General features: G+C 44.8%; 16 protein-coding genes. 12 read left to right on the top strand and 4 right to left on the bottom strand.

Annotation, left to right across the window (positions count from 1 at the left end; translation table 11 throughout):
- Nucleotides 1-7: 7 nt before the first annotated feature.
- From V6N89_RS17470 to V6N89_RS17460, 3 genes are read right to left on the bottom strand one after another with little or no spacing between them, the layout of a single operon-like run.
- On the bottom strand, nucleotides 8-2,608 hold the full coding sequence (locus V6N89_RS17470; RefSeq protein ID WP_346993031.1) for a polysaccharide biosynthesis/export family protein: 2,601 nt from the start codon (nucleotides 2,606-2,608) through the stop codon (nucleotides 8-10).
- Nucleotides 2,520-2,840: a hypothetical protein gene (locus V6N89_RS17465; protein ID WP_338518691.1), complete on the bottom strand. Its 321-nt coding sequence runs from the start codon at nucleotides 2,838-2,840 to the stop codon at nucleotides 2,520-2,522. Before V6N89_RS17465 ends, V6N89_RS17470 begins: the two co-directional genes overlap by 89 nt.
- Before the next feature lie 12 nt (nucleotides 2,841-2,852).
- Nucleotides 2,853-3,815, bottom strand: coding sequence for a hypothetical protein (locus V6N89_RS17460; protein WP_338518690.1), 963 nt, complete (start codon nucleotides 3,813-3,815; stop codon nucleotides 2,853-2,855).
- Between the two features lie 430 nt (nucleotides 3,816-4,245).
- Here V6N89_RS17460 and V6N89_RS17455 point away from each other — a divergent pair, with 430 nt between their 5' ends.
- The 12 genes from V6N89_RS17455 to V6N89_RS17400 all read left to right on the top strand — a co-directional run bounded on the left by V6N89_RS17455 (nucleotide 4,246) and on the right by V6N89_RS17400 (nucleotide 12,639).
- Entirely contained in the window at nucleotides 4,246-4,761 is a 516-nt protein-coding gene (locus tag V6N89_RS17455) for a sulfotransferase (RefSeq protein WP_338518689.1), read from the top strand.
- Nucleotides 4,736-5,134 carry a hypothetical protein gene (locus tag V6N89_RS17450; RefSeq protein ID WP_346993030.1) on the top strand — a complete coding sequence of 133 codons (399 nt, stop codon included), beginning with the start codon at nucleotides 4,736-4,738 and terminating at the stop codon, nucleotides 5,132-5,134. Before V6N89_RS17455 ends, V6N89_RS17450 begins: the two co-directional genes overlap by 26 nt.
- Nucleotides 5,131-5,631 (top strand): hypothetical protein, encoded by a 501-nt coding sequence (locus V6N89_RS17445; protein ID WP_346993029.1) that lies wholly within the window; start codon nucleotides 5,131-5,133, stop codon nucleotides 5,629-5,631. The genes V6N89_RS17450 and V6N89_RS17445 overlap by 4 nt, the downstream gene beginning before the upstream one ends.
- On the top strand, nucleotides 5,631-6,395 hold the full coding sequence (locus V6N89_RS17440) for a hypothetical protein (protein ID WP_346993028.1): 765 nt from the start codon (nucleotides 5,631-5,633) through the stop codon (nucleotides 6,393-6,395). The genes V6N89_RS17445 and V6N89_RS17440 overlap by 1 nt, the downstream gene beginning before the upstream one ends.
- Before the next feature lie 24 nt (nucleotides 6,396-6,419).
- Nucleotides 6,420-7,199 carry a glycosyltransferase gene (locus tag V6N89_RS17435; RefSeq protein ID WP_338518686.1) on the top strand — a complete coding sequence of 260 codons (780 nt, stop codon included), beginning with the start codon at nucleotides 6,420-6,422 and terminating at the stop codon, nucleotides 7,197-7,199.
- A gap of 4 nt (nucleotides 7,200-7,203) precedes the next feature.
- Nucleotides 7,204-7,527 carry a glycosyltransferase gene (locus tag V6N89_RS17430; RefSeq protein WP_338518685.1) on the top strand — a complete coding sequence of 108 codons (324 nt, stop codon included), beginning with the start codon at nucleotides 7,204-7,206 and terminating at the stop codon, nucleotides 7,525-7,527.
- Between the two features lie 28 nt (nucleotides 7,528-7,555).
- Nucleotides 7,556-8,479 carry a glycosyltransferase family 2 protein gene (locus tag V6N89_RS17425; RefSeq protein ID WP_338518684.1) on the top strand — a complete coding sequence of 308 codons (924 nt, stop codon included), beginning with the start codon at nucleotides 7,556-7,558 and terminating at the stop codon, nucleotides 8,477-8,479.
- 180 nt (nucleotides 8,480-8,659) lie between these two features.
- Nucleotides 8,660-9,103, top strand: a complete 444-nt coding sequence (locus V6N89_RS17420) for a hypothetical protein (RefSeq protein WP_338518683.1) — start codon at nucleotides 8,660-8,662, stop codon at nucleotides 9,101-9,103.
- Nucleotides 9,100-9,579, top strand: coding sequence for a glycosyltransferase (locus V6N89_RS17415; RefSeq protein ID WP_338518682.1), 480 nt, complete (start codon nucleotides 9,100-9,102; stop codon nucleotides 9,577-9,579). The genes V6N89_RS17420 and V6N89_RS17415 overlap by 4 nt, the downstream gene beginning before the upstream one ends.
- Nucleotides 9,580-9,595: 16 nt before the next feature.
- On the top strand, nucleotides 9,596-10,951 hold the full coding sequence (locus V6N89_RS17410; protein WP_338518681.1) for an oligosaccharide flippase family protein: 1,356 nt from the start codon (nucleotides 9,596-9,598) through the stop codon (nucleotides 10,949-10,951).
- A gap of 86 nt (nucleotides 10,952-11,037) precedes the next feature.
- On the top strand, nucleotides 11,038-12,141 hold the full coding sequence (locus V6N89_RS17405; protein WP_338518680.1) for a Kelch repeat-containing protein: 1,104 nt from the start codon (nucleotides 11,038-11,040) through the stop codon (nucleotides 12,139-12,141).
- 81 nt (nucleotides 12,142-12,222) lie between these two features.
- Entirely contained in the window at nucleotides 12,223-12,639 is a 417-nt protein-coding gene (locus V6N89_RS17400) for a hypothetical protein (RefSeq protein ID WP_338518679.1), read from the top strand.
- Between the two features lie 117 nt (nucleotides 12,640-12,756).
- Here V6N89_RS17400 and V6N89_RS17395 read toward each other — a convergent pair whose 3' ends face one another.
- Nucleotides 12,757-13,542 (bottom strand): crotonase/enoyl-CoA hydratase family protein, encoded by a 786-nt coding sequence (locus tag V6N89_RS17395; protein ID WP_346993027.1) that lies wholly within the window; start codon nucleotides 13,540-13,542, stop codon nucleotides 12,757-12,759.
- Nucleotides 13,543-13,558: the final 16 nt, after the last annotated feature.

Raw genomic sequence — 13,558 nt, 5'->3', positions numbered from 1 at the left:
CCAACTTCTAGTTCATTAGGTTCGCGATCATTGCAGTAGCGATAATATTCTTATAGAAAATATCTACCCACTTCTCGACTGACTCGCGACCATTAATGCGATCAACACTTAGCGGAACAAAGATGGTTGAACCAGGTGTGACTTTTACATTGGCAGGAGAGTTAAACCAGCCCCACGAACTTGTACTTGAGCGAACCGACATTACCTCGCCATTGGCTTGCACAATGTACGCATGCTCGTACTGACCAAGCTCTTTTACACCACCGCTTAGGCCAATATAGTCGAGCGCGGCGCGGTCATTTCTGTATTTGTGTGAGGTAGGGAAGTACACCTGACCGATAACGCTGACATCATCTTGGTATTTAGGTACTAAAATACGGTCGCCGTCTTCAAGAACAATGTCAGACGATTCATCGCAGCGCGTTACTGCACTGTGCACGTCAACCACCATACGGCCTATTGCTTTTTCCGGCGACATTTTCTTCAGCACGTCGAATACATCTTTGGCGCGCTGATCTTTTGGCATTTTTTCATCTTTATTCACACCTTGCGATACATGCGAGTCAGCCAATAAACGCTCTAGCTGGTCAAACATTCTATCTAAGGCTTTTTGTTCTTTTTCGCGCACGCTTTCACGCAAAAACACGGTGCCGAAAAGGTAAGCATCTTCAGTAAAGCCGCCTACCTTTTGCATAAGCGAACAAAGGGTCTCTCGCTTATCAATGCGATATTTACCAGGGAATGTAATTTCCCCCTCAATTTCTACAAACTGAGGCTTTTGTACCCACTCAGGCTTGGTGCGAAGCACAAGGTGATCTTTAGGGTGTAAAATTAAATTGGTTGTGTCTAACAGCGGGTCTTTTTTAGTTAAGCTGATGGCGCGCGAATCGGTTCTGCTAAACTCGCTGTCCATCAACACCTGACGTGAAAGCGTCGCTGCTAAACCATAGGCTTCTTCTCTCATACCTCCAGCGGCGGCAATCAGGTCTTCTACACGCATACCCGGTACCATTGGATAAGCACCTGGGTGGAACACTGAACCTGACACTTGAACAATGGGGGCTTGTTGACCAAATTGCGTCTCGCGCTGAACGCGCTCAAGCGGTGTTTTGATAAGTGCAGCACGATCAAGGTCTTTATTGAACAAGTACACTTTATCTTTCGGCTGAAGCAGTGGATTGTGATCTTGTTTGTTGTTCATTGCATCTTTCAGTGAAATGTTAATGAAGTACAAACGGTCCGACTGCAAATCAGTACGTGCAAGTAATGCATAATCTAGGTCAACACCCGCTTCTAAACCACCGGTGTATTTCACCATATCCAAAAGGCGTGTACCCATTTCCAATGGATAGGTACCCGGATGTGGCGTGGCACCTTTAAAATCGATAATCTTTACAGGGCTGCTTGCCGTGGCTTCATTTTCTAGCTTTTTCACGACTTTTGATAGTTGACTCGCCCGTGGAGAATGCGTATCGAAAATAATGACTTGGTCACGGGGCTGAAGCGTTATGTTGTCGTTTGAATAACGGTCAGAAATGGCATTCCAAAGGTTAAAGTAAATAACTTCAGTGCGCTTCTCTTCGCGGTTTTCGCGTTGAATCATCGCTGAATCAAACTCTGCGCCTTGTCTTAGAATGCTTTTTGATTCAATAAGGTCAGAGATTTTCATCCCTTCAGACCATTGATATCCACCTGGCGTTAATACGTGACCTGAAAGTAATACCACGTCATCCATCTTATCCAATACTGGGAATATACGAATTAGGTCGCCGTTTTTGACAGCTGTGCTGTTCCCCTTACGAGCAAGATTGGCCTGCATTAAGGTGTACATGCCACTGTTTGATATACGCTCAATTTGTGCGTTTTTCGCATTAGCTGTTGGAAGCAGACCGCCTGCTAGTGACAGTACTTCTGAGACGTTTTTTTCTTTGGCTATTTCATATATAGCTGGGCGAAGAATTTCTCCAGCAATACCCACGGTTGGGCCAATAGGTGGTACGAAGATAAGGTCTCCTTGGCGCAAGTAAATATTAGCGCTGTCATCGCCTTTTAGCAGCAAGGCATACAAATCAAGTGTTGTGACCACTTTGCCTTGGCGTTTAACTTGAATATTCCGCAACGAGCCCGTGCGCTTTATGCCGCCGCTGGCCACTAATGCATTAATCAGAGTCGAAAAACCACTCACAGAGTAACTACCTGGTTTAGTGACTTCACCAACAAGCATTATTTGGATTGAACGGAATTCTGATAACGTCACAACTGACTTAATACCGATACGTCTTGTCTCTATTGCTTCAGAGATAGCCAGCTTCGCTTCTTCGAATGTTAACCCACTTACCCAAACTGACCCTGCATCAGGTATCAGCAGCATGCCTTCGCGAGTTACAGTTAAATCGTATTGAACATTGGTGGCAGCGAACGCTTGAATTGTGAAGGTGTCGCCCGGGCCAATCACATATCCATAGGGCACAGGCATGTCGGCAATCGGCGTAAACGTTGTTGCGACATTGGCAAACATTTCATAGCCAAAAAGCTCTAGCTTGCTTTGTACTCGCTGTTGCTGAATTTCTTCCTCTAGGGTTACTCGGTCGAAGCGACTGGGATACATTCTGTTCTAGCTGTGTTGGCGTGTTGTCTTGCGGCTCTCCGTCATCTTTAATGATGACTTGGAAGCTAGCGTTGTCTTGCTGTGTATTAGCCGTTTGAGCCGACATTATGGCTTCGCGACGCTGCTGGTCTTCAACAGTGGCAACACGCACGGTATCAACTTGTGCGTAGGTAGTATTCATCAACACACCTGCACCACACACTATTGTTACAATCGTCTTAAGTAGTTTCATATTCATGTCTCCCTACTTATTCCCTGGAAAGCGAGGGCATCCGCTATAGTCAACTATCTTGCCCATAGGAGTATCAGGGCAGCGGTCTTGGTAGTCATAAATGCCGTCGTTATCATTGTCAGCTGGCCCTTTGTACAAAACGGTTTCTACAAAATTTGCCATGTTGCTGGGTTGGGCAACCTTGTCTACTGCGTATGAGAATCCGCAGCTGTCAGCACTTTCTAAACGACTACGCGACAATCTGTTACCCACGCCAATAGTGTAAAAGCACAAACCAGACTGGCTTTGCGGCCATGCCACAGATGCCGACTCTGGCACGACTACATGTGCATTTGCAGTGAAGTCTGCGCGCTGGCGCATACGCATCACTGCGTTCTCAACGTTTTCATCGATTTGTTCCCACTCTGTCACCAGTACGACAGCCGAAGGGCCGTCCAATTTGCCCACTAGCTCTGAAACAAAGTCTAGTGCTATCGACAGCGTTTGAACCTCAATATGCTGCGAAGCGCGACGGGCACCTAGCTGCTTTTCAAGTTCTAGGGGAAGCAATGGCGCTACGCGTAAACGGGCATCAAGAGGCGCAAATGTTTGTGGGTCAACGGCGTCGTCATAGGTGACAATAGTGCTGCTGAATCGCTGGGTTGGCATGGTCTTGATAAAGCGGCGCACTACTTCCTGTGCGTAAAACTGCGTACTAAGGCCCCGAATGGTGTCGCTTAACGCTGAGCTCTGGTCAATGACAAACACAATGTGATCAACACGCGGTTGCAAATTAAATTGTGCAACCCGCTCATCTATTGGCATAGGATTGAAAATATGCACTGATTGGCGATACAAATTGGTGTCGTACTCGCCGACTTTTGCCATGTTATCGTGTTCAGGTACATGAACCAGATCTTCAGTCGCCATACATCCACTCAGCGCAATTGCAACTAGTGAAGCAACTATCCCATTTTTCCAGTTTTTCCATTTCATCAGATTAGCTCCAAAACGCCTCTCGTTACGCGCTACATCAATACTGCGTTACGCTTTAACTACATTAAATGTAGCAAGAACCAATCCCTTTCGAAGTTTAATGGCGATAAAAATCTTTTTCTTATGCCTATCCTCTTGTTTTTGTTGATTAATTAAAATCATTAGCGCGCGTGATGGTACGTGTGCAACCAGATCTGTTTTTCATTTTGCAAAAGGTGAAAACCTGCATTTTGCGTGGATTCTCAAAACAATTCGCAAAACGCGAAATATGGCCTAGTGTTGTTATAAGGTAAGTCGAGGGGAATCGTTGCAAATATCTGTAAATAAGGGATTTATGTGAAATAGTAGTGGTTGGTACAGATTTAGCTATAGTGTAAATACAGCACTTAGGAAGGTGAAAGGCCTGAGACAATCAAAAAGGAGTGTGCCAGTGCCAGATGTATTTATATTAGGTTTCACCAAATGCGCGACAACCAGTTTGTATAATCAGCTTATGCAGCACGACGGTGTGTCGCGTACTAAACGCAAAGAACCTCACTTTCATTTTGCGCAGGTTAGAGGCACGCAGTTCTCAGGCCCAGCAGATGACGATACGGTTAGTCAGATGTTTGTCACGGATGAAAATCAATATAAGGCGCTATATGAACCCGGTAAGCTTTCTATTGATGGTTCAGCCATGTCGATAGAAGACACTGACACACTCGATATTATTAACGCACAATATCCTAATGCAAAGTTCATTATTATGCTGCGCAACCCCATTGAACGCGCGTTTTCGGCTTATTCACACTTGGTAAGAGATGCCAGAGAGACACTAACTTTCAGGCAGGCTCTCGAGGAAGAGCTATCTGGCAAACGCGATAACCACCTTCCTATTTGGCAAAATATAAAGTCGAGTCGTTACGTTGCGGCTACACAATATGCACGTACGCTATTTGGTGACTAAGCTTCGGGTTATTGGTTATCAAGACTATGCGAAGAACAACCAGCTGGTAATGGATGAGGTTGCTAAATTCTTGGGACTGTCGGCAATAGAGTGGACGCAAGACTTTGCCAACCGCTCGGGCGTGCCTCGTTCTCCTATGTTACAAAAAGCGTTGATGCGTAAGTCGTTTGCGAAAAGTGCGTTTGTTGCCTTGTTTCCCGAGAAGTTCGTGACCTCGCTCAAGCGAGGCTTGATGGAGCGAAATACAGGTGAAAAGCCAACGTTAATTAATGAAGATAGGGCTTATTTTTCAGCGCTTATTGCTGATGAACGCAGCAAAATTATACCGGATACTGCTGATACTTCGCTGTTGGAGTCACTTTATTCGTTATGAGTGAAGCAAAACAAGTATCAATTGTGCCCCATATTTTGTTCACCATGTTCATATTGGAACTGTTCTTTTTGATGGTGAAAAAAATCAACCTTGCGTTGTATGGCCCGTTTGATTTGTTTGAAAAGCTGTTTCCCATTATTGCTATTGGTTTGTTGGTGGTGGTTATCAGGCCTAGGCTAAATTTTCAGTGGTGGGCAGCGCTGCTGTTGTACTTGGGCTATCTTGCTTATGGTGTGCTAATTTCACTCGCTAATCAAAAAGGCATGAAGATTATATTGGTACAGCTTTACCACGAGCTTAAGTTTTTCCCCATGATGATGCTATTTGCTGTTGCTCGAGTAGATGAAGTTTGGACGAAGCGAACGCTAAAGGTCATTAAGCCTCTAATGGTGTTGTGTGTGCTGCTGATCCTTTTTCAAGCAGGCGCGTCAGGTGCATATGACGCCTTATTTAAAAGCGGTGGACATTTTGAGCCTGGTCATTTGGGGGAAGGTTAGTGCCCCGGTTCGTCGGATGGTTTTGGCATCCAGGGCAGTCAGCGTTGTTCTTTACCATTGCAGCGGTGCTTATCAAAGTGGAGTACCAACGCGGCAATATTCGCTTTGGTCATTCGATGGTGTTTTTGTGTATTGTTTTTGTGTTCCTGGCCATTCAGCGTTTAGAGCTCATGCTGCTGTTTATGGCCTTAATGGCGCTAAAGGTACAGCGCGCTTTTAATTTTGATTATCGCTTTATTTTATCGTTAATCGTTTTTGCCTTCTTTACGTGGCTGATCAGTTTTTTGAGCATTGATAAAGACAATGCGTGGTACGTGCTTGAGAACTTCGAGTCGCCAAGGGTTATATTCTTAGTTGAAGCAGTATTCGAACTGTTTGATAGCAATTTTTGGGGCGCAGGTTGGGGCACCATTGGCAGCCATGCAGCTGCGGATGTAGCGAATGTTTACGAGTACAACGCCATGAAAGACTTGTGGTGGATAAAGCTTGGGCAATACTTTTATGACACCTACTGGCCGCATGTGATTGGTGAAACAGGTATTCCAGGTTACTTTTTACTACTGTTATCAATGACATTTATGGTGTGCGCGCTTAAACGGCCAGAAGCAAGCCTATTGTTATTTTTATTGTTATTAACCAGTGCTTTGTCATCAAATGCGCAGTCACTCTATCATCTGACCATTTTTGGTTGGTTTATTACGCTGCTTGAGAGCGATCCTAATGGTTGGCGTAACATGCGCAGCAAACCCGTAATAACTTCGTGATGCAATTGTTGTAGGAGAACAACTATGAACGATAACACACAGCGAAAAGGTGTGGCCATTATAGGGACCAAGGCGCGTGGCGGGATCCATGCGGTTATCGAGAACCACATTCAGGCAGGGGTGTATGACGATTACGAGCGCTATCTTATTGTGTCACACGATGATGGAAGTTTGTTTAAGCGCTTTTATGTTTATTTCAGCGCATTGGCTTCGCTGTTAGGTTTACTGCTAAAGGGTAAGATTTCAATTTGTCATTTACATGGCTCGCACAAGGGCAGTATTTACCGCAAGGCGCTTTTCATTTTTGTTTGTAGGTTGTTTAGCTGCAAAGTTATTTTCCATTTACATGGGTCGGTATTCGCTCGTACCTACGACAGTGCTGGTGGTTTTTACAAAGCACTGGTGCGCTACGTGCTGAATAATGCTGATAGCGTCTTTGTGTTATCAGAGTACTGGGCCAACTATGTAGGTGGTATTTCAAATAATGACGATATTCGGGTGATAAACAATTTTCCTTCTCCTGTCTTTGAAGCGCTTTATGAACAAAGAAGCTTTGAGCGCGGCGACACACTGAGCTTTTTGTTCTTGGGCTATATCGGTCAGCGAAAAGGTATCTATGACTTAGTCGATGCGATTGAGGCTTTAAAGCGCAAGGGCATTACCGGGTTCACTATCAAGGTTGGTGGAAATGGTGAGATAGATAAGCTAACTGACTTGATACAACAAAAGTCACTATCTGAGTACTTTGATGTTATTGGCTGGGTAATCAAGCGATCAAAAATATCAATTGATGAAAGAGGCTGATGTCTTGTTGTTACCTTCGCACAATGAAGGGCTACCTATTGCTATCCTTGAAGCAATGTCTGCTGGTTTGGCGGTGATAAGTACCACCGTTGGAGGTATTCCAGAAGCGATACCTGATACGCGTTCAGGACTGCTTATTGAACCGGGCGATAAAGATGCGTTGTCAGATGCTATTGAAAAGTTCATTACCGATAACGCGCAGCTTGCCGAGGCTGCTCGCCTTTCTCGTGAACGCTACGATAGCGCATATTCATCTGCGGCTAACGTAAAAATAATAAAAGATGTATTAGCCAAGCTGCTAAACAATGAGTTGTCAGCATCAAGATAATACCTTAGCGGGTATTGGAGCGCATAATATGAAAATAGATGTCTCTATTATCATTGCTGCTTTTAATGCTCGAGATACGCTCTCCCGCGCGCTAGATTCAGTATTGGCGCAGTCAAAAACAACGTGGGAAGTCATTGTTGTTGATGATTGCTCATTGGATGATACCTATGCCATTGCAACGCGTTATGCGAAGCAAAACCCTCGAATTCGCATACTACAAACGCCGAGTAACTCAGGACCCAGTGCGGCGAGAAATCTTGCGCTTAACAACGCCAAGGGTGAATATTTTACCGTGCTTGATGCCGACGATTGGTTTGCCATTAATAGAGTAGAAATATTGATTAGGGCTGCGCACAATCAGCATGCTGACGTTGTTGTAGATAGTTATTTCCTGGTAAAGCCTGCAACCACAACCTGCTATGCGGCTAAGCATACCGATCTTTGCCAGGCCAGCCAGACAATGTCCATCGATACGCCTTTTTTTATTGCCAAAGGGCTAGGAGCAACTAAGCCCTTGGTAAAAATTGCGCTGCTAAATGAATACAGCCTTTGTTTTGATGAAAGCATTAAAGGGGGAGAAGACCTATTACTTTACGCTCAAGTACTGATGAAAAGTACAAGGTGCCTGTTTATCAACCAGCCCACCTATTTTAGGACAGAGGCCCCTTATTCACTGTCACGAACAGACAGAGTTTCTTTTCTTAACGCGGTATTAAACGTATTCGCAACGTTGAATAAAACAATACATCAAAGTGCGAGCGACTCTACTGAACTGCAAGACGCTATTCGCTACAGAGAAATGGTTACCCAAGATGCGCTTGCCGCGGAAAAGTGGAAGCAATGGTTTATCACAAATGGGAAAGCGCCTTTTCCCTCTTTAGCCAGTATTGTCGGTCTTGTTCGACATTTACGGTACCGTAAAACGCGATATTCTATAAATGTACTATCATAAAGTAAGTCTTCGCAATCTGCATAAAAGCCCGTCGTAGAAGCTTTTCATTTTGCGAAATGCAAATTGCAAAATAATGTGAAAAAATAATAAGTGTTTGTATTTTATGTAAAATAAAAGTTGGCCTGAGCTTTGCTCTACCTCCAGTGTAGAAATTAATTGGTCTTAAACTGGAGTATTGTCATGAAACAGAAAAAACTTTTAGCAGTAGCATCTCAGGGCGGTCACTTAATTCAACTTATGCGTCTGAAGCCAGTTTTTGACCGTTACGACACTAGCTATGTTTCAAACCAGTATCGTGACGGTATGGGCAACAAGTTTTCTAAAGTCACTGATGCAAACGGAGACGAAAAGCTGAAGTTACTTATTCTGTTCGTACAAATGGCGTGGATCATGATTACGAAGCGTCCTGATGTGGTTATCTCAAGTGGCGCAGCGCCTGGTTTTTTCGCAGTCATGCTGGGCAAGTTTTTTGGTGCGAAGACCATTTGGATTGACAGCATTGCTAACGCAGAAGAGTTGTCGTTGTCGGGTAAGAAGGTAGGGGCGTTTGCTGATATGTGGCTGACTCAATGGCCTAACCTAGTACAGCCATCGGGCCCGCAATTTCAAGGGAGAGTTTTATGATATTTTTGACTGTAGGCACACAGCTTCCGTTTGACCGTTTTGTTGAAGCAGTAGATACATGGGCGGCCAAGCATCCAGATGTTGAAATCTTCGGACAGATAGGTGAGGGCGATTATCAGCCTAAGCATATCAAGTACTGTGCGTTTCTGGATGAGCAAGCCTACAAGCAAGAATTTGATAAAGCCTCGGTAGTGTTGGCCCATGCGGCAATGGGCTCAATCATTACTTCACTAATTGAATCAAAACCTGTGGTGGTTTTCCCGCGAAGAGCCTCGTTGGGCGAGCACCGAAACGAACACCAGTTAGCGACGTGCAGAAATTTCGAGCAGTTAGATGGCTGCTACGTAACTTACGATGTTGAACAGCTATATAAAACATTAGACGATGTCTCATCATTGAAAGCAGGATCGTTAGGCCAGTTTGCCAATACTGATTTAATGGACAGCATAGAGAGTTTTATTCTTTCTGACAGCTAAGCAAAGGACTCTCTTTATGGAAAAAGTGTCTAAGTGGCGACGATATTTCGCCGAGCCTCACATGCGCGAAATGTTGCTTGGCAGTGTGGTTGGTCTTGTGGTCAAAGTGCTTGCTGCTGTTAGTTTGTTTGCCATGAATGTCGTCGTGACGCGCACTGTTGGTGCCACGCAAGCCGGGCTGTTTTTCCTCTCTTTTACCCTTATCACGATTATCGCAACATTGGGACGTATAGGCCTTGACCAAGCGGTTGTGCGCTTTATCGCCAAAGACGTGGAAGTGTCAGCGTCAACACCACCTGTCGTGTCAGGCAATGGTGCGGCAGCGGGTAGTCAATTACAAAGCGTTTTTGCAAAGTCGGTTACCTGGACGCTACTGGCTTCTGTGCTGTTTGCCTTTATATTCTACGCTATAGCGCCTTGGCTAAACGACTACGTGTTCAAGCTACCGGGCTTTACCCCAGTGTTCAAAGTCATGTTGATCGCCGTACCTGTAATGGCAACCTATATCATCTATGCGCAGGCGCTTCAGGGGTTAAAGAAAATTTCCCAATCGATGGTGGTTTCAAGTGTATTACTGCCAAGCACAATCCTTTTACTATTGTTGTTGTCACCCGTTGTTAGAGCACAAGAAATTGGATCCTATTTTGTTATAGCCAGTGTGTTTACGCTCGTTATAGGCGTCTCTTTTTGGGTAACTTCTGTACCCAAGACTGCGCACAAAACAGAATTCCCCTCTTCGATACTTCGCGCCACATGTATGCCGCTATGGACAGTAGCAATAGTGCATCAAGTTATTCAGTGGTCGTCGCAGTTGATGTTAGGCATTTGGGAAGACGCGCAAGCCGTAGCATTTTTTGCTACGGCACAGCGCACCGCTATGCTAACAAGCTTTATCCTATTTGCGGTAAATACGATTGCCGCGCCAAAATTTGCCGCCATGCATGCGGCGAACGACATGCAAGGTGTTAGGCGTATGGCTATCATGTCAGTGCGCATGATGCTACTGGTTGCCGTTCCCACAACACTATTCATATTTCTTTTTCCGGAGTGGCTAATGAGTATGTTTGGCGAAGGCTTTAGCGCCGCAGCCACAGCACTTATGATCCTTGCGGCAGGCCAGTTTGTTAATATTGCTACTGGTTCGGTAGGCTACTTGTTAAGCATGACCGGGCTTGAGAAAAAAGTGCGTGATAATGTATTGATAAGCGGCGCGGTGAGCGTGCTGCTAGGCCTAATACTTATTCCCGTATATGGCGTTATTGGCGCTGCCGTTGCTTATGCATGTGGTGTTGCCTCGCAAAACTTACTGGGTGTCTATCAAGTAAAAAAACATCTTGGCTTTAATACCCTCTGTTTTTGGCGAGAAGCGTAGCTAAGTGCTTTTTATCAAGACAATTGCATAGTACAACTGGCCCTGCTAGCGTATCGATACTGTATTTTGCATGTAGATTCCCAACAATGATTGCCAAGCTAACTCGCCAGATTCTTCAATTCACTAGACGCCAACTATTGTTGGCTCTTTTCACAGGGTTCACTTTTACTTCTGTGGCAAATGCCGATGGCCTTTTGACAACTAACAGTAATAAAGGCGGGTCGCAGCAGAATATGTGGCAAGACGCCCCCTCGTTGCCTTACAAGGTTCAGGAGATTTATCCAGCAATTGTTGATGATTTTATTGTTGTTGCTGGTGGACTGTCACCTGATGTAGACCAAAACAAAATTGGTGTATCTTCACGGGTAGTAGTGTTTGATATTGCGCGTTCACAATGGCTTGAGGGGTTAGCGTTGCCTGAGCCTCGACATCACCCTATGCTAGTCACCGTTAATAAGAGACTGTTTGCGTTTGGCGGCTTCACCAAGGATAGCAAAGGCATGTGGCATAACAGTGTTGATGTTCTTGAGCTTGTAAACTTTGGTATCGATAACATTAAAAGCCAAGTTACTGGTGAGTGGAAAAAGGTTGCTATGCTTCCCGCACCACTGGCAGAAACGCTTTCAGGGGTTTACAACAACAAGGTGCATTTAGTCAGTGGCAGAACGCCTGAATCGATGGAAATTAACAGTCAGTGGAATGATCAACATGATGTAAGCTCCCACCTAATTTTCGACCCGGACACCCTATCTTTTACTCATGGCCCAGCTATACCGACTGCCCGAAACAGCGCATGCAGTGTTGTTGTTAACAACTCGCTTCACACCATTGGCGGCAGAACCGTAGCAGGCGGTAACTTGAACACGCACGAAGTGTTCAATTTTGCTACGCAAAAATGGGAAACCCGTTCCCCACTACCAGATGCCCAAGGCGGTTTGGCATGCGCCTCGTTGAACCATCGGATCTATGTATTTGGTGGGGAATATTTTAATAATGGCGGTGGCGTGTATTCAACGGTGTGGGAATACGATATAGCTCAAGATAAGTGGCAAGCGACTAGCGAAATGCCCAACCCCAGACATGGGTTAGGAGCATTAACCGTAGACCAAGGTATTTACGTCATTGGCGGTGCGCTTCAAGCAGGTGGTAACCAAACAAGCGCCCTTATGCGAATATTTACACCTAACTAACCTGAACCTATATCAGAGCATTACACTATTGCTTGAACGTAAAGGTAGTATTTTCGCTATGTTAATGGTTTAAGAAAGGCTATGAATTTAATAAAAACCTTACTGGTATTTGCTTCTCTTTGCTTATTGATTGGTTGTGTAGAAGTAAAGACTGAAGTTATTTTTTCTTGTAAATCACCAAGCCAAAAGTATGACGCCAAAATGATTGTTGAGCGTTTCGGTGGTGCTGTGGGAGGGAGTTCGTCTCAGATCATTATAAAGAATACCAAAGGTGAAGGCGCTAGGTATGAGGATCAGGTTTTTTTGTCAGAAGCCCACGCATCTTTGGCACTAGCGTGGAGTGATAACGATGAGATAACGATCTATTACCAAGAGCCCATTTTGGTTAAACATTGGCAAAACTGGTTTGATGCAAGTGTCGATAGGAAAGTGAATTTAGTGAGTTTCAGAGATAAAACCGAAATTGAAAATATAGCCTGCAAACATACAAATAGATAAAGGTAAGAAACATATCTTTCTTTAATGTCAATGGCTGGTCTCATCGCATAAAGGTTTAACAACAAAAAGCCGAGCACGAGTCTAACCCGGCTATTCCTTATGCGGATATCAGGTTAACTAAAGCTTGTAATTTATTTCGCTGTTACCCAGCGAACGCTTAACGGCAATTTTTTGGTTTTTGCCCATAAAAATTTTGATTTGGTTTATGGTTTCTTTGGCCAGAATTTGTCGTTCATTGGTTCCCCATACTTGCTGATACATACGTTTTACACGCCTATTCACATCAGGTGAGCGTGCCATAAGTTGAAGCGCTAACTGTTGCGCTTCCTCTTTGGGAGAGTCTGAAATTTTCGAAATAAGCCCAATAGACAGTGCTTCTTCAGGCGTAAGTTCTTCTGCGGTAATGGCAACACGTTTAGCGTGGTCAATACCCATACACTCTCGCATGCCTAATGTGCCCCCCATGTCGGGTATCAGCCCCCATTTGGCTTCTAGCACCGACAACGAGCTGTCTGGTGTGGCAATTCTATAGTCACCGCCTAACGCTATTTGCATACCGCCACCCCAACATTTTCCGTGTATTGCCATAATGACGGGAACCGGTAAGCGTCGCCAGCCAACACTGACTTGTTGGGCCAAATTGGGGTTGCCAGGAAGCCACTTCCACATCAGCTTTAGCGCGCTCTTAGGGTTTCCCATAACCGATTTAACATCTAAGCCGCTACAAAAGCTGGCTCCGTTGCCTGACACAATAACTACACGAACGGTTTTATCTTTTTTGATGCGACTGATGCAATCTGCAATGGCGGTAAACATGCCTTCGTTTAAGGCATTATGTTTGTCAGGGCGATTTAGCTCAACATGGGCAATGCCATTTTCGACGTGGTAGTGTAGGTAGCTCATTATTTTTCTCTGTCAG

It is taken from the genome of Alteromonas gracilis, from assembly GCF_036870955.2.
Lineage (GTDB): Bacteria > Pseudomonadota > Gammaproteobacteria > Enterobacterales > Alteromonadaceae > Alteromonas > Alteromonas gracilis_A.
Note: the sequence above shows the minus strand (reverse complement) of the source record. Positions and strands in the feature narration are given on the sequence as shown.